Here is a 21828-nt window from a genome sequence, read left to right as displayed (position 1 = left end):
AATGGGTTTTACTCCCCTACCTTAAACCCTTCAGCCTTCTACCTTTATTAACTGCCCATGCCAAAACCCTTCATTACCCCACGGTTAGAGTTACGGATAAAATCAACAATTTCATCACGGATTTCTGTTGGTTTAAATTCAGCTTCGATCATGTCCAAAGCTTTGGTTACATTATTATGTTTCACAAAGAGTACGCGGTAAATTTCCTGTATCTCATCGATCTGCTCGTTGGTAAACCCTCTTCTACGCAGGCCAACAGAATTGATACCGGCATAAGAAAGTGGTTCGCGGGCAGCTTTAACATAAGGTGGAACATCTTTGCGTACCAATGATCCCCCCGTTACGAAAGCGTAAGATCCCACCTTAACAAATTGGTGGATGGCCACCAAACCGGCCAGTACCACATTGTTGCCAATGGTGATATGCCCAGCTAAAGTAGTGCTGTTTGAGAAAATACAGTTGTTTCCAACCTCACAATCGTGTGCAATGTGCGAATAGGCCTGGATAAGGCAATTACTGCCGATAACGGTTTTCCATTTGTCTTTGGTGCCGCGGTTAATGGTTACACATTCGCGGATGGTGGTATTGTCGCCAATTTCGGCCGTAGTTACCTCGCCGGCAAATTTTAAATCCTGTGGTTCACCGGAGATAACGGCCCCAGGAAAAATGCGGCAATTTTTACCGATACGTGCGCCATCCATAATGGTAACGTTCGATCCGATCCATGTTCCTTCTCCAATTACAACATCTTTATGTATCACTACAAAGGGCTCGATTACCACATTTTCGGCAATTTTTGCCTGAGGGTGTATATATGCTAAAGGTTGTATCATTATTGGGCGGGTTCTGCTTGTTTAACTTTTGAAATTTGGGCCATCATTTCGGCTTCTACGACGATTTTTTCGCCAACCATACCTACACCTTTCATCTGGGCAATTCCCCTTCTGATCGGTTCGAGCAGATCGCAACGGAAAACAATCGTATCACCAGGAAGTACCTGGGCCCTAAAACGTACATTGTCTATCTTTAAGAAATAGGTGAGGTAGTTTTCAGGATCAGGCACAGTACAGAGTACAAGGATTCCGCCTACCTGTGCCATGGCCTCGATCTGCAATACGCCTGGAAATACCGGAGCGCCCGGAAAGTGGCCTTTGAAAAATTCTTCGTTCATGGTAACGTTTTTAACACCTACCACGTGGTTTTTAGAAAGTTCCAAAATTTTATCGACGAACAAAAATGGCTGACGGTGAGGCAAAATTTCCATTATTTTCACTACATCGAACAATGGTTTTGCACTTGGATCGTATATTTTTTGTATTTTTTTGTTTTTCTCTTTTTTAATGGCTGCTTTAATCTTTTTGGCAAAAGCAACGTTTGCTGCATGACCAGGGCGTGCGGCCATAATGTGGCCCTTCAGGTGCATACCCACCAGCGCTAAATCGCCAATCATATCCAAAAGTTTATGACGGGCAGGTTCGTTCTGGTAACGCAGTTCCATGTTGTTCAAAATCCCTTGCGGGGCAACATCAATGTCTTTGCGGTTAAATAATTTTGCCAAATGGCTTAATTCATCTTTGGTAACCTCTTTATCTACAATTACAATGGCGTTATTTAAATCGCCGCCTTTAATCAGGTTATGAGATAACTGGTATTCCAGTTCATGCAGGAAACAGAAGGTACGGCAGGATGCAATTTCCTTTTTAAATTCTGCAATGGTATTGATTCCGGCATGTTGGCTGCCCAAAACAGGAGAGTTATAATCGATCATGCAGGTAAAACGATAATCGTCTAAGGGCATGGCCACAATTTCTACCTTCCTGTCTTCTTCGGTATAAGTAATATTATGGGGAATAGTAAAGTATTCACGATCGGCATTTTGTTCAACAGTGCCTACTTCTTCCAATAAATCAACAAACTGGATTGAACTACCATCCATAATCGGGGTTTCAGGTCCGTCTAATTTGATAAGTATATTATCAAGGTCCATACCAACCAAAGAAGCCATTACATGCTCTACGGTACTTACGCTGGCACCATTTTGGGTAAGTGTTGTTCCGCGGGAGGTATCGGTTACGTTATCTGCATCAGCTTCGATAATCGGATGCCCGTCTAAATCTATACGCTGAAATTTAAAGCCGTGATTTTCGGGGGCTGGGCAAAATGTTAAAGTAACATTAGCGCCAGTGTGTAAACCTACACCAGACGCTGATATTTCTTGTTTAATCGTTTTTTGTCTAACGTTCATTGTTTATTGTATTCTTTTCCAGTTCGGCTGTAAGCCTTTTCAGTTCCTCTTCGAGCGCGTTTATTCTTTTTTCTACATCAGGAAGATGCTTGAAAATTACGGAGGCACGCATCCAGTTGCGCAAAGGCTGCGCAGGGCTTCCGTGCCATTGTTTATTTTCCTCTAAAATATTGAAGTTGATGCCGGCTTGAGCACCAATCTGTGTGCCTTTTGCCAGGGTTAAATGCCCTGCAATGCCAACCTGACCACCAACAACACTATTAGGGCCAATTTTTGTACTGCCCGAAATACCCGATTGGGCGGCTAAAACAGTGTTTTCGCCAATTTCTACGTTGTGGGCAATTTGGATCAGATTGTCGATTTTGGCACCTTTTTTTACAATTGTTGATCCCATTGTAGCACGGTCAACAGTTGTATTTGCACCAATTTCTACATCGTCTTCAATAATGACGTTTCCAATTTGCGGTATTTTATTGTAGGTGCCGTCTTTTTGAGGGGCAAAACCAAACCCATCGCTACCGATAACGGTATTGGAATGAATGATAACCCTTTTGCCGATTACCGAATTATGGTAAATTTTTACTCCAGGGAAAAATGTGCTGTTTTCGCCGATTTTAGAGTTTTCACCAATAAACGTCTGTGCATTTATTTTGCAGCCATCACCTATTTCTACATGCTCTGCAACATAAGCAAAGGCACCGATAAATACATCTTTGCCGATTTTTGCCGTTGGGTGCACAAAAGCTAATTTATCAATTCCAGATTGAGCTTTTTGCGCGTTTAGGGCTTCGTTATACTTATCCAATAAAATAGTAAAAGCACTATATGGATTTTCAACACGGATTAATGTACTGGTGTAAGGATGCGTGGGGGCGAAATCTTTTGATACGATGATAACAGAGGCCCGGGTAGAATACAAAAAGTGTTCGTACTTAGGGTTGGAAAGAAAAGACAAGGAGCCTTCTTTCCCGTCTTCTATTTTAGAAAGTTCGGTAACGGCCGCATCAGGGTCTCCATCAATGGAGCCGTTCAAAAACTGACTTATCTGCGTGGCAGTAAATTGCATCGTACAAAGGTATATGTTAAATTGATATGAACAAAAAAACCTGTTAGGGTTAAAGGGTGTATATTTTACACAATAATAAGACTTTAAACGGCAGTAAAAGTTAAATGTTGTTAAATAAGCTTAAATGCCCCTTGGGTAACAGAGTATATATTTTTCTACAGTTTTCTGCAGCGACTCCAAATTGGATAAATCTGATGCCTTCGCAATATCTAAAATATCGTTGTTTTTCATTAAAATCTTAATGTTACCCACTCCGGCGTTGTATGCACGGTTTTGGATCGAATCGGTAAAAACAAAATATCTTGCCTCCTCGGGTTTGATCTCCAGTAATTTGACAGCAGCAGTCTGCAAAAAATGAAGACGGTCATTGCCCACTTTTTCATTACCCATTTCCACTTTGTAAAGGTTTCTGGAAGTAAGCATTTTACAAAGCGTAGACAAAATCTTGTCCGGATGTTTGGCCCAAACCTTAACTGCAGCATAAATATCCTGGTCGTCCAGGTTGGTAAAATGTTCCAGGTTTTCGTGCTGGGCAAAGAAATTCGCTTCGTTGATATCATTTTTTAAGAAATGGCTTAACGATGGCGAGGCAAATAAATCCACGCCTTCCGCTGATAGCTCTTTAGCTCTTTCTAATAATTTTACCAGGATCATTTCGCCCGATATTACCGTTTTATGCAGGTAAACCTGCCAGTACATCAGCCTGCGGGCAATTAAAAACTTCTCGATGGAATATATTCCTTTTTCTTCGATAACAAGGTCGTCTTCATGGATGTTAAACATCTTGATGATCCGGTCGGAACTGATTACACCTTCGCTTACACCTGTAAAAAAGCTATCGCGGTTGAGGTAGTCCATTCTATCCAGATCCAGCTGACCTGAAATTAACTGGTGAAGAAACTTTTTATGATAGGTGCCGTTAAAAATTTCGATGGCATGGCTCAATCTCCCTTCGAAGTGGATGTTGAGATCGTTCATCAGCTTTGCAGAAATATCTTCATGCCTGATCCCTGTAACCAGAGAATGTTCCAGTGCATGCGAAAAAGGTCCGTGGCCGATGTCATGCAGTAAAATAGCCAAAATGGCGGCTTCTTCTTCGCCTTTGGTTATGCTGTGTCCTTTACTCTTTAACAGGTTGATGGCCAAACTCATTAAATGCATAGCGCCCAAAGCATGATGGAAACGGGTATGCAGGGCCCCCGGATACACTAAGTGTGTCATCCCCAATTGTTTAATGTAGCGCAAACGCTGGAAATACGGATGTGAAATTACATCATACACCAATTCGGATGGAATGCTGATGAAACCGTAAACCGGATCATTTATTATTTTCTTCTTATTCAATCGTTAAAAATAGTTAAATAGACAGATACGGTACAAAAATTGCTATTTTTATTCACAGTTTGATTTACCTGCCAAAATTAAAGGGCAATACACATCTATTTTTACAAAAACATGCAAGAAACTAAGATATTATGGGCCGATGACGAAATCGACTTATTAAAGCCACATATATTGTTGTTGAATGATAAAGGTTATAATGTAACCACATTTACCAACGGAAACGACGCCCTGGAAGCATTTGGAAAAGAACACTTCGACCTGGTTTTCTTAGATGAAAATATGCCGGGCATGAGTGGAATCGAAACGCTTTCTGCCATTAAAAATTTAAACCCTGATGTGCCCGTGGTTTTGATTACCAAAAGCGAGGAAGAAAATTTGATGGAGGATGCAATAGGCAGTAAAATTGATGATTATTTGATCAAACCTGTAAATCCTAAACAGGTTTTGCTTACCATAAAAAAACTGATTGATAACAAGCGTTTGGTAAGCGAGAAAACCTCTATGGCTTATCAACAGGATTTCCGTCGTTTGGGTATGACTTTGGGCGACAGGCTTAACTACGAAGAATGGGTTGAGGTCTATAAAAAAATTGTTTTCTGGGAACTTGAACTGGAAAAACTGGACGACCCTCAGATGCACGAAATTTTAACCATGCAGAAACAGGAGGCCAACACACAGTTCACTAAATTTATCGAAGAAAATTACCTCGACTGGATCAAGAATAAGGAGAAAGCGCCTTTACTTTCGAATGAATTGCTGAAGAAAAAGGTTTTCCCTCATATTAACGATACTACACCTGTATTCTTTATCCTGATTGATAATTTACGTTATGATCAGTGGAAAATCATTAATCCATTAATTTCCGAATATTTCAGGATTGATGAAGAAGACATGTATACGAGCATTTTGCCAACGGCAACACAATATGCCCGTAATGCCATTTTTTCGGGTATGATGCCTTTGGATATGGAAAAACGTTTTCCCCAGCTCTGGCAGAACGATGATGATGAGGGTGGAAAAAACCTGCATGAAGAGACTTTTCTTGCCGATAATATTAAACGTAGCTTAAGGAAGGACTGTAAATTCAGTTATCATAAGATTTTAACTTTTGAGCAGGGGAAAGATCTTGTTGATCAGACAAATAATCTGTTACAAAACGATTTTAACGCCATTGTATTCAACTTTGTTGATATGCTGAGCCATGCCCGTACTGATATGCAAATGATCAGGGAGCTGGCCAATGATGATGCAGCTTACCGCTCGTTAACCTTATCGTGGTTTGAACATTCTCCACTGTGGGATTTATTGAAAAAAATCTCTCAAAAACAGGTTAAAGTGATCATTACAACCGATCATGGGACTATTCGCGTTAAAAAGCCTATTAAAGTGGTTGGCGACAGGAGTACCAACACCAATTTACGTTATAAGCAAGGTAGAAACCTTAATTTTAATGCAAAAGAAGTATTCCTGATTAAAAATCCGCACGATGCGCTGTTACCAAAAATCAATATCAGCAGCAGTTATATTTTTGCAAGGGAAGATAGTTATTTTGTATACCCGAATAACTACAACCAGTTTGTAAACTATTATAACGAAACCTTCCAGCATGGTGGAATTTCGCTGGAGGAAATGATTATTCCGATAGTGACTTATTCGCCTAGGTAGTTTCAGAGATTTTAGATACTAGATTTGAGACATGAGACTGTTTATTTTTAATAGGGTCGTCATCCTGAACTTGTTTCAGGATCTGTTTCATTCAAATTTAATTCGGAAGGCAAAAGCAATGCAGTTATGTGTTATTTTTGCCTTTATTTTATAAAATGGATATCGAAGTAAATAATTTAGCCGATCTACCTGCTGTAGCACAACAGCTTTCAGATTTTGCAGGCAATGAGAAAGTCTTCATTTTCGAAGGCGATATGGGGGCCGGAAAAACCACTTTTATTAAAAATTTCTGTAAACATTTAGGGATAACCGATGTGGTTTCGAGCCCGACCTATTCTATCGTAAATGAATATAAAAGCCCTTATGGTCCTGTGTTTCATTTCGATTTTTACCGTATAAAAGATATCAGAGAAGCTTATGATCTTGGTTATGAGGAATATTTCTATGGCCATGGCACCTGTTTAATAGAATGGCCGGAAAGGATAGAGGAATTACTGCCAGAAAACCACATCAAAGTAGAGATAAAAGTGCTGGATCAAGACCGCAGATTATTCAGGCTTTCGAAGGTATAACAATTAATTATCAATAAATTAACAGATTTTCCGTACCTTGAACAACCTAAAATTACCAAAATATTAACTCAGCATGGCTACAGGATTACGCGAAGGAATGGCCGATATAGCTCGTCAAGGTTTATTGCAAACACAAGAGGCGAAGCTGGAAACCAGAAATAAGAAAAACAGTCTTTATATAGGAATACCCAAAGAAATATCTTTCCAAGAGAACAGGATTGCGCTGACTCCATTATCGGTAGCTTTACTGGTAAACAATGGTCATCGTGTGGTTTTGGAAACGGGAGCGGGTATCGCAGCCAATTTTTCTGATACCGAATATGCCGAGCAGGGTGCGAAAATCGCCTACGATAAAAAGGAGGTTTTTGCCGCTGATATCCTGATGAAAATTGCCCCGCCCACCTTAGAGGAAATTGAGATGATGCATAAAGGGCAAACGCTTATTTCATCTTTGCAGACCGGAACGTTAAAGCAGGATTATCTTAAAGCTTTGATGCATAAAAAAATAAACGCATTATGTTTTGAAAACCTCCGCGATGAAGGCAATATTTTGAGCGTGGTACGGTCAATGAGCGAAATTGTGGGGTCAACATCTATTTTAATAGCGGCAGAATACCTGAGCAATGTAACAGGAGGTAAAGGATTAATGCTTGGCGGTTTCACTGGTGTTCCGCCAACTGAAATTGTTATTCTAGGCGCCGGTACCGTTGGCGAATATGCTGCGAGGACGGCTTTGGCATTAGGAGCAGAGGTAAAGGTTTTTGACAGCTCTATTTACCGTTTACGCCGCCTGCAGAATAACCTGGGCAGTAGGGTTTTTACCTCTGTAATGCAGCCTATCGTACTGAACAAAGCAATTACAACCTGCGATGTGGTAATTGGAGCCATCCGTGCCAGTCATGGCCGTAGCCCCTGTGTGGTAATGGAAGAAACGGTTGCCAGGATGAAGCCGCACTCGGTAGTAATTGATGTAAGTATAGACCAGGGTGGTTGTTTTGAAACTTCCGAAGTGACCAACCATGCCAATCCGGTTTTCAGAAAGTATGATGTAATCCATTATTGTGTTCCCAATATTGCCTCGCGCGTGCCAAGAACGGCTTCGTATGCCTTAACCAACATTTTTGCACCTATTTTATTGGATATCGGCGAATATGGGGGATTAATGAATATGGTTTGGAACAATCCTGGTATACGGGAAGCACTTTATATTTACCAGGGAAACTGTACCAATAAAGACCTTGCCGATATGTTTAACCTCCCGTTTAAAGATTTGGAACTTTTGGTGGTTTCTAATCAATAAAAATGTAAAGTGGATGATGTGGAGATGGAAAATGGGATAGGTTTCTGACGCCTGATTCTTACCGCTTGATAATGTTATGATAAAATTCAACCTGCTCGCTTTATCCCTTTTTCTTTCACTTGTTGTAAGTGCTCAGAATAAACCATCTGCTATAAAAAAGCTGGTTATCGTAAGTTCTTACCAACAGTATCAGGCTTCCGTAAAATCAAATCCGGATAATGAACTGATTGAAATCAAAAAAGCTATTCCTACGGTTAAGCTGGATATACGTTATGCTACCAGGAACAATTTTATGCACCAGGTAATGTATAAACAGGCGAGGGCTTTTGCCAGGAAACCTGTGGTGGAAGCCTTAAAGAAAATTCAAAAGGAATTAAATAAAAAAGGTTATGGCTTAAAAATATTTGATGGTTACCGCCCTTATGCCATTACGGTTGAATTTTATAAAAAAGCAAGCGATAAAAATTTTGTAGCCAATCCGGCTAAAGGATCTAAGCACAATAGGGGCTGTGCGGTAGATTTAACCCTGATTAATCTAAAAACAGGTAAAGAATTAGCAATGCCAACGCCTTATGATAGTTTTTCGGCTGCTGCCGCCGCAAAATATGACAATGTATCATCAGAAGCCAGGAGAAATCGCGATTTCCTGATGGCCATAATGGCAAAATACCAAATGAATGTGCTGGAAAATGAATGGTGGCATTATGATTTCTCAAATTGGAGAAGGTACGATTTAATGGATATTCCTTTCGAAAAACTTTAGCGGTTAATTGGTTCATTCGCCAATAGTTCATTGGGTGTGATGCATATCCTCACCATTAGTCATTGCAAAGAGCAAGCCGTTGAGTTCAGGTTATTAGTATAAATCTTTCTGCTTTTTAGGAAATGAAGGAGCAGCATTTCATGGAGGGCTGTAGTCCCGCCATACGCTTTACTTCGTTGCACTCGTGTTCGCTCCTGTCGGGTTTAGTTAACAACGGTTTGTTTTTAGTGCACCGCCTGGGTTAAATAAACCCGATTGTCGGGAAGAGCTTCCGATTCTTCATCGGAACTCGAACCAAAAGCGGGACTGAAAAAGCCAAAAGCACAGAACCACTTATTTCCTATTAACCTGAGTTCTATATTTAAGGGCCTATCTATGCCATGGTGTAAGTTGCTATCTTACTACATTGTTGATATTTAGTCTAACGGTTGTCAGGTGGTTACACCTTACATCACAAACTACAAATGATGTGGCCTGCCGTATTGATCCATTTTTACCCTTGCTCTATCTTCTTTTACCGATAATTCGAAAATGTAATCGTAATCATCATCTGTTAATTCTTCCTTAGGCCTTTTGCCACCAAGGGCTTCAATAATTTCGAGAACGGTATTGGAGTGAGCTGCAACCATCACTGTTTTGCCCGAGTAATTGGTTTTAATGTTATCAACAAGCGATTTAATGTCTTTATAATCAATTACTTTCGGGATTACCAGCGAATCTAAAGTTTGATGGGTTCTTTTGGTTGGAGTGGCAAAGGCAACATCAAATTTTACCTTTTTTAAATATTTTGCCAAATCGGCCACACGGATTTTCCCTTCGTCAGATAAGCCGGGGTCGGTATCCTGTGGGTTTGACTTATCTTTTTCAGCATGTCTAACAATCCAAACGGTGGTGGTTTGCGCAGAAATTACATGGTTAAAAAACAGACTTAATAACAGGAATACAAACAGCTTTTTCATGTTATAAATATTCGAAAATTAATTGGATAAGTAAAGGTTAAAAATTTAAGGCTTTTATTAAGTAATCAATATCTTCTTTTTCGTGCCAGCTGCTCAAAACAATTCGATTTATTGGTTCAGATTCGGGCTTGGGGTACGGGAAAGATGAAATGAGGATATTTTCTTTTAACAATTGCTGTGCTAAAGTATTGTCCTGAGCCAGGAATGCCGGAAACCCGGTTTCAAACGCCCATGTTTTATTTAAATTGGCGGTAAGCAGCTTTATATTGTCCTGCAATCTTGTCCATGCATTATGGTATATTTTTTCTGCGTGAATGAAAGCAAAAAGGCTGGCCGCGGGTGGAGGGGAAGCTCCAATAAAAATATTGCTGTTTTTTAATTTAGCGATAATGGCATTAGAGCCCAAAACCAATCCAGCGTCAATTCCTAATGCCTTTGCCATTGAGGCAACAACAACCCTTTCGATATTTGCTTTAACCTGAAGATTGACAAATGCACCCATTCCGTTATTATTGACGCCTATACCATGCGAGTCATCAACAATTAAGATAATTTCTTTTTCTGGTTGTATTCCGGTTAAGAAGTTAAAATCATAAATTTCAGGAAAAAGATTGTTCATGGAATTGCTGATCAATACCCATGTTTTTTCTACTGAAGCATTGATGAGAGCTACTGTTTGCTTCTTCCAATCATTAAATGTTTGCTGAATTGCTGGCTGATCGGTTAGCCAAAGCGCAGGGTGCGTAGCCGGAGCATAAATTATTTTGCCTAACGCAGATAAGCTTTTAACCGTAAGCTGGGCGGCTAAATAACCGCTTGAAGTAATGAGCGCAGCTTCGGCTCCATATCGTTCGGCAGCTACTTTTTCAGCATCATCGTAAATACCTAACTGAATGTTGTTGGTACGGCTGGTGCCGTTGTTTAAACCGAATTTTTTGATCCCTTTTACGTGTAGGTTGATAAAATCCTGATTTTTTGGGATACCCAGGTAGGCTGTTCCGCCAAAATATAAATAGGTGTTTCCCTCAATTTTTATTTGGTTAGAAAAGGGCTGATCAATCGATTTAAAGTTAAGCTTCATGTTAATTGTAGTTTCTGCCAAGCTCATCATTTGCAGCACGGATAATAGATTTATCGCCATTATCATCATGGTAAAATTCCCAGAACATGATTCCATTTGCAATGTCTTTGGCGAGTTTAGCTTTTTTCCTGGTTGTTACAGTTCCGTTAAAGTAAAATTGAACGCCATCTATTGATGCATTATCTAGGCTTACATCAGCACCGGCGGCTACAAAATCACGATAAGCTTTCGCCGAATTATTGGCATTTTTACCATAGGCCGGGATGCCTAAAACGGCTTTCTCCTTTGGCATACCGCGCGTGCTTAACCAATAATTTAAACTGGCAACGGCCATATTGTACGATGCATGTTGAAAAGGCTCGTTTTTATCCCAACCAATGCCGTCATAAACCATAATATTAAAGAAATCCACAACCGGGAAAACTTCCGATTTTAATCCATCACGAATACTGCCCGCATATACCCCCGGGGTTATAGCCGCGCTTAAAAATTTATTGTATTTGTGTAGCGAATCAGAAAGTTCTTTCATTAGCAAGACGTAATTATCTGCTGATCCGTCGCTGGTACTTGGATATTCCCAGTCCATATCTACGCCGTCAAGATTATTTGTTTTGACAAAAGTTACTACATTTTTTACAAACAGGTTTCTGGCTGTTTCAGATGCCGCCATAGTTACAAAAATACTTTTCGTGCCAGATATCGAAATGCCTGTTTTTACACCATTTGCCTTTGCTTTTTGTATTATGGTTGTAAATCGGGCAGGTTGTGCTAATGCTGCCAAACTCCCATCGGTATTGGGATTTAGAAAAGCATAAAACAGGTGGGTAATCATTTTGAACTTCGAATCTGAAACACCGGCCGGATCCCGGTAACTTGGAAAATAGCTTATAACTTTAAAACTATTGTCGGGCACGTATGGTGTAGTAGGCATAAGAGGTTCAGTAGGGGCTGTTATGGGATCGTTTTTCTTACAGGATAATAGGACAAGCAGGGTAGAAATGCCAATCAATAAGTAGATTTTTTTCATAGGTTAGGTATTTTTTTATGCTACATACGTTTAAAAATTATCGTGTATATAAGTTACTATCCTCACCATTTCGGTTCGCACCTCTGCCGTTGGCTTTACAAAATTATTGTTCATAAAAGAATAGATATAGGTTTTCCCTTTTTTGGTTATGATATATCCACTTTGATTATGAACCCCGCCGAGCGATCCTGTTTTTCCGAAAACAAAAGGTTTATCGGTTTTTGGGTAAGCATTTTTTAAGGTTCCGCTTTTCCCCCCGGCAGGCAGCATATCGAATAGCTTTTCCGGATTATTTACCAGTTTATAAATGGAATCGAGCAGGTAAACATTATCGCGGGGAGTAAATAAATTCTGACGGGATAAACCAGATCCATCAACCCATTTTACTTTATCAGGTAGAAAAGAAAGGTAATTTTTCGTAATGTAATCAATCGCTTTTATTGTACTTAATGTATCGCCAATCTGGTTGGAACAAACCAGCAACAAATGTTCGGCAATAAAATTATCGCTGGGCAGCATCATATGCTTTAAAACCGAATCGCGTTTTGCCCCCGGTAAGGTTTTTGCATCCGAAGGAATTTTAAGGTGAATAAGGCCAATAGGCTTGTGCAGGGTATCTGATAATACTTCAACGCTAACCTGTGCACTGGTTTTATAGGGATTTTGCTGGCTATAACCTGGTTTGACTGCAACGTTGGGATAATGGAAGCTATTGGTTAAAAAATCCCTGCTTACCTGAAAGTTCCCCGTGGTTTTTGCCGAATCCGGTTTAAAGCATGGTGCAAAAACTTTGGGCTCGATGTTTATTTTATTTGTACCGGCGTAAGTAGAGGTAATCATGTTATCCATAATTGGCATTTCGGTAATTTCGGGCTGATAATAATAATCGTAATCATCCCAGGCCCAGCCATCGCCGAAAAAACTGCCCGAATATCGTCCGGGAGAAAAGAACAGTTTTTTATTTGATGCCAAAAGAAAATTATAGGCCGATTTATCCTTTACGGCAAACTGCAAAAAAGACGGATCTCCGGTTCCCCAAAAAATCAATGAATCGTTCTGTTCGATATATCTTAAAGCCGGCATTAAATCTGGCAACATCTTTAAGCTTGCAAAAAAGGTATAAAGTTTTGTATTAGAGGCAGGAGTAAAATATTTATTGGCATCTTTCTCAAAAACCATCTTTTTATCGGCAGGGTTGTAAAGTGCAAAACCAACCTGGTATTGTTTGATTACCTGCGATTTTTTAAACTCCTTAGCTACTTTTTTTGAAACCATTTTATTGGCAGAACAGGCTGATAGCAGGCAAATAGATAACACAAATACCAGAAAAGTGAGATTTTGATTTTTTAACCGGAACATCTTCTAAGTTTAGGGGTACAATTATCAACTAATTTATTAAATTTAGTTTAATGTTGGCCAAATATAACCCCGGTGTAATAATCTGTTTACGCAAACTAACCATTGGTTTGGGGTTGATATTTCTTGCTTTTTCCGGTTTTGGACAAGAATTCCTTTTTAAAAGAAACCGGCAAAAACAGTCTATCCCTTTTAAATGCATTAAAAACCTAATGGTTATTCCGGTATATGTAAATGGAAAGGGGCCATTTGATTTTGTTCTTGATACCGGAGTTGGACCAATGATTATTACAGACCCCTCCATTATAGATTCATTAAATTTTAGCAAACTCCGTAAAATTACAGTTTCTGGCCTGGGGATCGAAACCGTTGAAGCCTATGTTTCTCAAAGTTTAGATGTAAAGGTGGGCAGTACAAATATTGAGCGTATACCAACGGCCATTTTAAAAGAAGACCTCTTTAACCTGTCGGGGCATTTAGGATTGAAAATTTATGGTTTGCTGGGTTTCAGTTTTTTTAACAGTTTTATTGTTGATGTAAGATACAGTGAAAGTAGATTGATTATTTATGATCGCAATGCCAAAATTAAATACCGCGGAATGAAAATCCCAATCGAGATTGAAAATCAGAAGCCTTACATTATCGGAAATGTTGAGCTTCCGGACAGGAAACTAGCTAACGCCAGGTTTTTAATGGATACCGGTGCCAGTCATGCCCTTTCTCTTGAAATGTTTCAGGGAGGAGAATTCCCACTGCCAGAAAAAAAAATAAAGGCTAATTTGGGGATGAGCCTTAGCGGACAGATTAAAGGTTATGTTGGCCGGGTGGCTAAATTGAGTTTAGGGAATTATGTTTTTAATAATGTTGTAACCGGATTCCCTGATTTTAAAACCATTGCTGAAAAGATTAACCTATCCAAAAGGAACGGAAATTTAGGCGCCGATCTGCTGCGGAAATTCGATATTCAGTTTAATTACGCAGAAGGTTTTATCTATGCTAAACCGAACAGCTTTAGCAAGGTACCTTTTGAACACGATATGGTAGGTATGGTTGTTTATCTGGATCAAAAGGAATATAAAAGGGTACTTATTGGAGAAATTGATGAAAACAGTCCTGCAGAAAAAGCAGGCCTTTGTCCTGATGACGAAATAATTGCAGTAAACTTTAAAAGTATAGATGCTTATTCTTTAAATGAGCTTAGCGAAATGTTTAAATCAAAAGCAGATAGAAATTTGATTTTTGAAATTTTTAGAGACAATCAGGTCTATTTTAAGGTGGTTCGTCTTGAAAAAAGGATCTGAGAGCGTAATTTTCCGGTTACAAATTGATTGTCGTGTAACAAGATTCTAACTTTAACCTCTTATTGCCAAGCAAACTAACTTTTATATACACATGAAGAAAAACTTTAAGGTGCTTGCCTTAGCAGGTATCGTAGCGTTTGGTGTAGCAGGATCAGGTTCCGTGTACGCCCAAAAAAAATCTAAAACCACTAAAGGAGCCGCTCCGGCTACTCCAGCTGCAGCCCCGGCGGCAGCACCCAAAAAAGAAGGAATTAAACCATTCTCTGAAGTAATTACCGCAAAAGCGAGAACAACAAACGGTTTATTCAAAACACATAAAGTAGATGATAAGTGGTATTTTGAGATTCCAGATTCGATGATCAACCGCGAAATGCTTGTAGTTACCCGTTTGGCAAAAGCGCCTGCAGGAGTAAAAGTAGGCAATCAGCAATATGGTGGAGAAGAATTAAACGAACAGGTTTGGAAATGGGAGCGTAGAGGCAAACAGGTTTATATCCGTGTACCAAGCTACTCAACCAAGGCAGATCCAAACAGTGATATGTACCAATCGGTGCAAAACTCTAACCTGGCACAGATTTTAGCCAGTTTTGAAATTAAAGCTTATAATAAAGATACCACCGGTGTGGTGATTGATGTAACCGATTTTTATAACGGCGATGTTATGGCCATCGGTGCTACTGATCAGATCCGTAAAGCGTATAAAGTAACGATGTACGATGCTACCCGCTCTTACATTGATACAGTTAAAACTTTCCCGATTAATATTGAAGTAAAAACGGCTAAAACTTATCGTGCAGCAGAATCGCCAACCGATAACAGCAATGGGGCGGTAACTTTCGAATTCAATACATCAATGTTGTTATTGCCGAAAACGCCTGTAAAAGCCAGAATAATGGATAGCAGGGTTGGCTTTTTTGGTCAATCTCAAATTGATTATGGAAGCAACGCACAAAAGGCAGAGCGTACAGCCTACATTCACCGCTGGAATTTGGTTCCTAAAGATACTAATGCCTATAAACGCGGCGAACTGGTAGAACCGGTTAAACCTATTGTAATTTATATCGACCCTGCAACGCCAAAAAAATGGGTGCCATTTTTGATCCAGGGGATTAACGATTGGCAGGTAGCTTTTGAGGCTGCAGGTTTTAAAAATGCCATTATGGGTAAAGAAGCACCAACACCACAACAAGATCCTCAGTTCAGCGTAGAAGATTCGAGATATTCTGTTGTTCGTTATTTTGCTTCAGATATTGCAAATGCATATGGGCCGCACATCAGCGATCCTCGTACCGGACAAATTTTAGAAACGCATATTGGTTGGTACCATAACGTAATGAATCTATTGCGTAACTGGTATTTTGTACAAACAGCAGCCATTAATCCTGAAGTGCGTAAAGCTAAATTTACCGATGCACAAATGGGCGAACTGATCCGTTTTGTTTCTTCACACGAAATTGGCCATACTTTGGGTTTGCCACACAACTTTGGTTCAAGCTATGCTTATCCTGTTGATTCGTTACGTTCTAAAACCTTTACCGATAAACATGGTACTGCGCCATCTATTATGGATTATGCACGTTTTAACTACATTGCACAGCCGGGTGATGGTGTAACCAAACTTTACCCTCAAATTGGCGAATACGATAAATGGGCAGTAAAATGGGGATATTCCTGGATCCCAGGAAACAAAACCGCTGAACAGGAAAAAGAAATTTTAGATCAGTGGACTTTGAAAAATGCTGGTAATCCATTGTATTTCTATGGTCGCCAGGGAACTAGCTTAGACCCAAGGTTACAAAGCGAAGATTTAGGTGATAATGCCATGAAAGCAAGTACTTATGGTATTGCCAACTTAAAACGCATTTTACCTAACGTAGAAAAATGGACTTACCAAAAAGGAAAAGATTATAGCGATTTAAAAGAAATCTATACCGAAATAGTAGGCCAGTTTAACCGTTATATGGGGCATGTGGCAACAAACGTTGGCGGATTAAGCGAAAATTTTAAAACTTATGAGCAAAGCGGGCCGGTTTACGCCTACTTGCCTAAAGCGAAACAAAAAGAGGCTGTTGCGTTCTTCAACCAGCAATTATTTACTACGCCACTTTGGTTAATTAGTAATGAGCAGCTGAGTAAATTTGATAACGGAGTACTATTAAACCGAATTAAAGGTGTTCAGACCAGTACTTTGGCAAATCTTTTATCTGCTTCACGTATAGCGCGTTTATTAGATAACGAAACTAAAAATGGTACGGCAAAAGCCTACACTTTACCTGAATTATTTACAGACTTAAGGTCATCGGTATTTGTTGCAGGAAGAGCAGATGCCTTTAAACGCAACTTACAACGTGCTTATGTAGACCGTTTACAGGATCTGATGACTAAAGAAAACGAACTTCCGGTTGGATTCCCTGCTGATTATGCAGCAAGTTATGGTTTAACTCCAATCAATGTTGGCTTATCTGATATCAGACCATTGGTTAGGGCAGAGCTAAAAACCTTATTGGCTACCACAAAAGCAAGGGCAGTTGCGGGCGATGCCATTACCAAAGCACATTACGAAGATTTAAGTATCCGTATTAAGGATATTTTGGATCCGAAGAAATAATTAAAGATTCAATAATCCAAAACTTGAAAAGCGGAGCAGATCATGAAATTGATCGTTCCGCTTTTTTATAAGCCAAACCTATCGGGTTTAAATTATTAATAACCTTTGTATAATTCTTGATGCTTTAACTGTAACACCTAACAGTTTTTTATTTTTAGGGCAAAATAAGGTTATGCTTAAAAAACTATTATTTGCACTTGCATTATTAACCTCCGGTTTCTTAGCCTTTGGCCAAAATACCGATTCCATTACCGTTGTTAAAACCAAATGGAAGAGAAACAAAATTGCCAAACAGGTTATTTTATTCAGGCATCATTTTGATCAGAAAAACCTTTTCGCAGCCAACGAAAATATTTCGTTTTTAGAAATCAAAAACACGGGACGTAAAGCCGTATTTGCCCTTGCTGCAGAAGAAAAAGCATTAATCACCACCAGTAATTTTGGCTTAAGAGATACCGCAATTGCTGCTATAAACGGCAATTTTTTCGATGTGAAAAACGGAGGATCGGTAGATTTTGTCCGTGTAAACGGAAAAACAATCAATATCAACCGTTTGGATAAAAACGGAAACCGGGCCAGGCATCAGGAGGCGGCAATCGTAGTCGATAACGGAAAAATTTCGATCAAAAAGTGGGATGGATCAGCCGATTGGGAAACCAGATTAACGGAACAAAATGTTTTGCTAAACGGACCGTTATTAACCTTAAACAATGTTGACGAAGTTTTGGATACGGCTGGTTTTAACCGCTTGCGCCATCCGCGTACCTGCCTGGGCATAAAACCAAACGGAAGGGTGATTTTGCTGACCGTTGATGGAAGGAATGAAAATTCAGCCGGGATGAGCCTGTTCGAGCTCACCAAATTAATGCGTTGGTTGGGCTGTAATTCTGCTATAAATTTCGATGGCGGTGGTTCTACTACTTTGTGGGTAAATGGAATGCCCGACGGTGGTGTAATCAATTATCCAACAGATAATAAAAAGTGGGATCATGAAGGACAACGCAAAGTGGCCAATGTTGTTTTGGTAAAGAAGCAGGTTAAAAGATAAAATTCACTGCAACACAACACTACTTAAAAAAACTTATTTTAGCCGAAGATTTTGTTGAAATGATTAAAAATTCGATATACCTTTCCTTTTTTGTGCTCATGCTCAGTGCCTGTAAAATGGGCACCAAAACCAGCGATCCAACCCTTAGGGATTTTACTTTTGAACCTGTTAAAGGCATCCGTTACGTTGAAGTAAAACGCCGGTTTAAAAATGGATATTCTTTTAATCAGGAAGGTTTTATGCAAAAACCATCTTGGATAATAGAAGTGGTTAAAGAAGATACCATGTCGGCCTGGAGCCCCCAGAAACACAGGATGCAGAATTTTTACCTGCAATACGATCATGGTAATGTATATAACTTTGCTGCCGAATTTTTTAAGGTAAAACACATCAGTAAAGACAGTTTGGTTTTTCAACGGATCCAGGTTGACGGAAAAGTGATTGCCTCGGATGTACGCTCGGATGTAAACATGACTTTCTATGCGCAGGATTACATTAAAAACAAGTTAAAAGCCAAGGCCGAAGACCTGCAAAAACCTACCAAAGCCGATACTGCTTTTATCGAAAAACGTTCTGCCAGGGTTAACCTGAATAGCGATAGCGCGTTTGCCGCTACAGACCCGGTTCAGTTTATATCAAAAAGTAAAATTGCGAGGGTAGAAAAAATAAGTACCGTAGACCGGACAAACAACCGGACAGAGGCTTACGATTACATGTTTCCGCAATATATCATCAGGATTGATAAAGCTTATAAAGATTTTGCCTATCAGGTTGCCGCTATTGTAGATTTTCAAGGTGGGATACATGTAAAAACCATTTATAATGTACTTCCTGAAAATAAGGAGGCGAAAAAAAAGGTGGCTCAGGGCATTGCCGATATCTATGTCAGGAACCTTTTTAATGTGGCTCCGGGAACCACATTGGGTATCCCCCATAATAGCGAAATTACGTTGACTATGATTGGAAAGGCAATTAAAAAGCCTTAATAATGTGGTATTTACAAATTTTTAATGTTAAAAAATGTTAAAAATTTATTTTGATTTTAAAAATTAAAACTTACCTTGCATTCTTAATTTTAATATTTAATACAATGCAAGAAGGCACAGTAAAATTCTTCAATGTAACTAAAGGTTTTGGCTTTATCATCCCTGCGAATGGCGATAGCGAAATTTTTGTTCATTCAACAGGTCTTATCGATGAAATCCGTGAAAACGACAAAGTACAGTACGAAGTTGCTAACGGTAAAAAAGGCTTAAATGCCGTTAATGTGAAAGTAATTTAATTTATTTATCATATTTACAAACAGCCTCGATCACCGTCGGGGCTTTTTTGTTTTCTGTTGTTTACATTAATCCATTTCATAGCTTTTATGACTCATTATTTTATTGTTCCAGGTTTGGGTAATTCGGGTCCGGATCATTGGCAAAGTTATTTCGAAAAATCAGGAGATAATTTTATCCGCATTAACCAAAAGGAATGGGATGCGCCATCTAATCAGGATTGGATCGAAACCATAGAATCGGCACTCCACTCATATCACCTGGATAATGTGGTTTTAATTGGTCATAGTTTGGGTTGTGTGGCCATTGCCAATTGGGCAAAAGCCTACAAAAAGAAAATTAAGGGAGCTTTATTGGTTGCACCAAGTGATATAGAAGCCCCAAAGTATAATTTTGATACACCTGGTTTTGATAGCGTACCTTTAGATAAAATCAACTTTAAAACCATTTTGGTAGCCAGCACAAATGATGAATGGGTAACGATGGAAAGAGCTGAATTTTTCGCCAAAAGCTGGGGCAGCGAATTCATCAATATTGGAGCCTCCGGACATATTAATGCCAATGCAGGTTTCGGGGAGTGGCCTGAAGGATTGGAGATCCTTAAAAAACTGGGCTAAAAGTTTCCCGCAGATTTCGCAGAAAGCACAGAGGTCAAAATAAATCTGTATAAATCAGCTTAATCTGAGGGCATATACAAGTTAGGCTTTAATGTTTATTTATCCTTTTCCTCAAAAACTGATCAAGAAATATCAATCCGATCACCAGATCGATAAATAAGAAGCTATATAGCACAGTAGGGGTAATGTATTGATCTAAATTATAGTTCAGGTTAACATTAAAGTCGAATTTAGGCATACTAAGGTCCGAATGGTAAAGCACATAGCCAAATAAGGCTAGTAATGAGATTACGAAAAAACCTCCAATGCAATAGATAATCTTTTTATTAACCCGTGTTTTCATGGCAATTGGCGCGGGTACTGTGGCTACACTTTCCATTACATTCCGCGTAAAAGACATGGAAGGCTCATCAAGGTCGAGTTCGCCAAAAGCCGAATTAAGTTTTACCAGGTCCTCATAAAGCGATTTAATCCCCGCATCCGATTCAATTTTTTCTTCAATCGCCTTTTTTTCGGATCCGCTTAAATTCCCGTCTATGTAATCCCAAAGCTGTTGTTCTATTGTATTCATAGTAACTCCTTTACTTCATCTTTTAACAAATATTGTAATTTTTCTTTAAGCCTTTGCCTGGCCCTGTGCAGCTTTACTTTTACTGTGTTTGACTCCATTCGCATTGCCTCGCCAATTTCATCTAAACTCTGTTCGCCTTTATAAAAAAGGGTAATAATGGCAGCATCATCGGGCATTAACTGGCCAATGGCCTGGTTTAAAAAAGTATGGGCATCCTGTTTTTCGTAGTTATTGGCGTTTAAACTCGAGGTATGGTTTTCAAGTTCTAAAAATGTTTCTTCATCATGGATGGAGTTTGTGTCTAACCTCTTTTTCCTTAATAAAGTCATGGCTGTAGTATAAGTAATGGTATATAACCAGGTACTGAATTTCGATGTCTGTTTAAAGGTGCCCAGCGCCCTATAAGCTTTAACGAAGCAATCCTGGGCTACTTCTTCAGCATCTTCACGGTTTTTTAAAAATCTTAAAGCAAGGGTAAATACAAAGCGTTGATGGCGTTTCACCAGCAAAGCATATTGTGCGGTTTCGCCCGCCAATATATTTTGGATCAGCTCTAAATCTGTAAGTTTTTGCTCCATCTTTAGCTGTAAGACTACATTAAAGATACGCAGGTTACACGTGAAACATAATTAAGGGAGATTATTATTGGTGAATAATGTAGATAGCACAGGCCCTGCGCTCCAAAAGGATAAAACCGCTCTATATTTTTTATGATTTGGAAACGAAAGGGCAGCTTTTCATCGGTTAGTGGGGCCCTGCTGTTCGCTGTAGCCCTCATGCTTCGGGGCTGTCGCTTCCATCAGGTTTATGAACCATGTTGGTGCGCTTTACAAAACCCTAAAGTGAAATACTGTCTTTGCCCTTTAGCCCCGGGTGAAGCGGTACCCTGCAGGCCAGCGCAGCGGCCGAAGCGTAAAGCGTAACACGGGTACTTCGTTGTTTTTAGCACAGGCCCTGCGCTCCAAAAGGATAAAAGGTATCATATATTTTATATGATTTGGAAATGAAAGGGCAGCTTTTCATGG

20 protein-coding genes are annotated in these 21828 nt (G+C 39.5%); 10 read left to right on the top strand and 10 right to left on the bottom strand.

What is annotated here, in order from left to right:
• Positions 1-47: 47 nt before the first annotated feature.
• From lpxA to ACFSR6_RS19840, 4 genes are all read right to left on the bottom strand, one after another.
• Positions 48-833: an acyl-ACP--UDP-N-acetylglucosamine O-acyltransferase gene (gene lpxA, locus ACFSR6_RS19855; protein WP_010599175.1), complete on the bottom strand. Its 786-nt coding sequence runs from the start codon at positions 831-833 to the stop codon at positions 48-50.
• Positions 833-2245: a bifunctional UDP-3-O-[3-hydroxymyristoyl] N-acetylglucosamine deacetylase/3-hydroxyacyl-ACP dehydratase gene (locus tag ACFSR6_RS19850; RefSeq protein WP_379082150.1), complete on the bottom strand. Its 1413-nt coding sequence runs from the start codon at positions 2243-2245 to the stop codon at positions 833-835. Before ACFSR6_RS19850 ends, lpxA begins: the two co-directional genes overlap by 1 nt.
• Positions 2235-3311 (bottom strand): UDP-3-O-(3-hydroxymyristoyl)glucosamine N-acyltransferase, encoded by a 1077-nt coding sequence (lpxD, locus tag ACFSR6_RS19845; RefSeq protein WP_379082148.1) that lies wholly within the window; start codon positions 3309-3311, stop codon positions 2235-2237. Before lpxD ends, ACFSR6_RS19850 begins: the two co-directional genes overlap by 11 nt.
• Before the next feature lie 120 nt (positions 3312-3431).
• Positions 3432-4655, bottom strand: coding sequence for an HD domain-containing protein (locus ACFSR6_RS19840; RefSeq protein ID WP_379082146.1), 1224 nt, complete (start codon positions 4653-4655; stop codon positions 3432-3434).
• Positions 4656-4766: 111 nt separating this feature from the next.
• Between ACFSR6_RS19840 and porX the strand changes: the two genes are divergently transcribed.
• The 4 genes from porX to ACFSR6_RS19820 all read left to right on the top strand — a co-directional run bounded on the left by porX (position 4767) and on the right by ACFSR6_RS19820 (position 8955).
• Entirely contained in the window at positions 4767-6320 is a 1554-nt protein-coding gene (porX, locus tag ACFSR6_RS19835) for a T9SS response regulator signal transducer PorX (protein ID WP_379082144.1), read from the top strand.
• A gap of 155 nt (positions 6321-6475) precedes the next feature.
• Positions 6476-6892: a tRNA (adenosine(37)-N6)-threonylcarbamoyltransferase complex ATPase subunit type 1 TsaE gene (gene tsaE / locus ACFSR6_RS19830; protein ID WP_379082142.1), complete on the top strand. Its 417-nt coding sequence runs from the start codon at positions 6476-6478 to the stop codon at positions 6890-6892.
• A gap of 73 nt (positions 6893-6965) precedes the next feature.
• Positions 6966-8192 (top strand): alanine dehydrogenase, encoded by a 1227-nt coding sequence (locus tag ACFSR6_RS19825; protein WP_379082140.1) that lies wholly within the window; start codon positions 6966-6968, stop codon positions 8190-8192.
• A 76-nt stretch (positions 8193-8268) separates the two neighbouring features.
• Positions 8269-8955 (top strand): M15 family metallopeptidase, encoded by a 687-nt coding sequence (locus ACFSR6_RS19820; RefSeq protein WP_379082138.1) that lies wholly within the window; start codon positions 8269-8271, stop codon positions 8953-8955.
• A 458-nt stretch (positions 8956-9413) separates the two neighbouring features.
• Here ACFSR6_RS19820 and ACFSR6_RS19815 read toward each other — a convergent pair whose 3' ends face one another.
• The 4 genes from ACFSR6_RS19815 to ACFSR6_RS19800 are packed head-to-tail and all read right to left on the bottom strand — an operon-like array spanning position 9414 to position 13381.
• Positions 9414-9914 carry a phosphoglycerate mutase family protein gene (locus ACFSR6_RS19815; RefSeq protein ID WP_379082136.1) on the bottom strand — a complete coding sequence of 167 codons (501 nt, stop codon included), beginning with the start codon at positions 9912-9914 and terminating at the stop codon, positions 9414-9416.
• A 37-nt stretch (positions 9915-9951) separates the two neighbouring features.
• Positions 9952-10995: an aminotransferase class I/II-fold pyridoxal phosphate-dependent enzyme gene (locus tag ACFSR6_RS19810; protein ID WP_379082133.1), complete on the bottom strand. Its 1044-nt coding sequence runs from the start codon at positions 10993-10995 to the stop codon at positions 9952-9954.
• A 1-nt stretch (position 10996) separates the two neighbouring features.
• Entirely contained in the window at positions 10997-12022 is a 1026-nt protein-coding gene (locus ACFSR6_RS19805) for a glycosyl hydrolase family 18 protein (RefSeq protein WP_379082130.1), read from the bottom strand.
• Positions 12023-12052: 30 nt separating this feature from the next.
• Entirely contained in the window at positions 12053-13381 is a 1329-nt protein-coding gene (locus ACFSR6_RS19800) for a D-alanyl-D-alanine carboxypeptidase (protein ID WP_379082128.1), read from the bottom strand.
• Positions 13382-13431: 50 nt separating this feature from the next.
• Here ACFSR6_RS19800 and ACFSR6_RS19795 point away from each other — a divergent pair, with 50 nt between their 5' ends.
• The 6 genes from ACFSR6_RS19795 to ACFSR6_RS19770 all read left to right on the top strand — a co-directional run bounded on the left by ACFSR6_RS19795 (position 13432) and on the right by ACFSR6_RS19770 (position 20232).
• Positions 13432-14679: an aspartyl protease family protein gene (locus ACFSR6_RS19795; protein WP_379082126.1), complete on the top strand. Its 1248-nt coding sequence runs from the start codon at positions 13432-13434 to the stop codon at positions 14677-14679.
• Between the two features lie 91 nt (positions 14680-14770).
• On the top strand, positions 14771-17287 hold the full coding sequence (locus tag ACFSR6_RS19790) for a zinc-dependent metalloprotease (RefSeq protein ID WP_379082124.1): 2517 nt from the start codon (positions 14771-14773) through the stop codon (positions 17285-17287).
• Between the two features lie 172 nt (positions 17288-17459).
• Positions 17460-18335 (top strand): phosphodiester glycosidase family protein, encoded by an 876-nt coding sequence (locus ACFSR6_RS19785; protein WP_379082122.1) that lies wholly within the window; start codon positions 17460-17462, stop codon positions 18333-18335.
• 59 nt (positions 18336-18394) lie between these two features.
• Positions 18395-19321, top strand: a complete 927-nt coding sequence (locus ACFSR6_RS19780; protein ID WP_379082120.1) for a hypothetical protein — start codon at positions 18395-18397, stop codon at positions 19319-19321.
• A gap of 104 nt (positions 19322-19425) precedes the next feature.
• A complete protein-coding gene (locus ACFSR6_RS19775; RefSeq protein ID WP_010599196.1) occupies positions 19426-19617 on the top strand; it encodes a cold-shock protein in 192 nt (63 codons plus the stop codon).
• Between the two features lie 87 nt (positions 19618-19704).
• Positions 19705-20232, top strand: a complete 528-nt coding sequence (locus ACFSR6_RS19770; RefSeq protein WP_379082117.1) for an RBBP9/YdeN family alpha/beta hydrolase — start codon at positions 19705-19707, stop codon at positions 20230-20232.
• Positions 20233-20320: 88 nt separating this feature from the next.
• On the opposite strand, the gene ACFSR6_RS19765 is transcribed toward ACFSR6_RS19770, so the two are convergent.
• Positions 20321-20803, bottom strand: a complete 483-nt coding sequence (locus ACFSR6_RS19765; protein ID WP_379082115.1) for an anti-sigma factor family protein — start codon at positions 20801-20803, stop codon at positions 20321-20323.
• Positions 20800-21381 carry an RNA polymerase sigma factor gene (locus tag ACFSR6_RS19760; RefSeq protein WP_379082113.1) on the bottom strand — a complete coding sequence of 194 codons (582 nt, stop codon included), beginning with the start codon at positions 21379-21381 and terminating at the stop codon, positions 20800-20802. Before ACFSR6_RS19760 ends, ACFSR6_RS19765 begins: the two co-directional genes overlap by 4 nt.
• Positions 21382-21828 lie beyond the last annotated feature (447 nt).

The organism is Pedobacter vanadiisoli, assembly GCF_042684385.1.
GTDB lineage: Bacteria > Bacteroidota > Bacteroidia > Sphingobacteriales > Sphingobacteriaceae > Pedobacter > Pedobacter vanadiisoli.
This window is presented reverse-complemented; position numbering and strand designations above follow the sequence as displayed.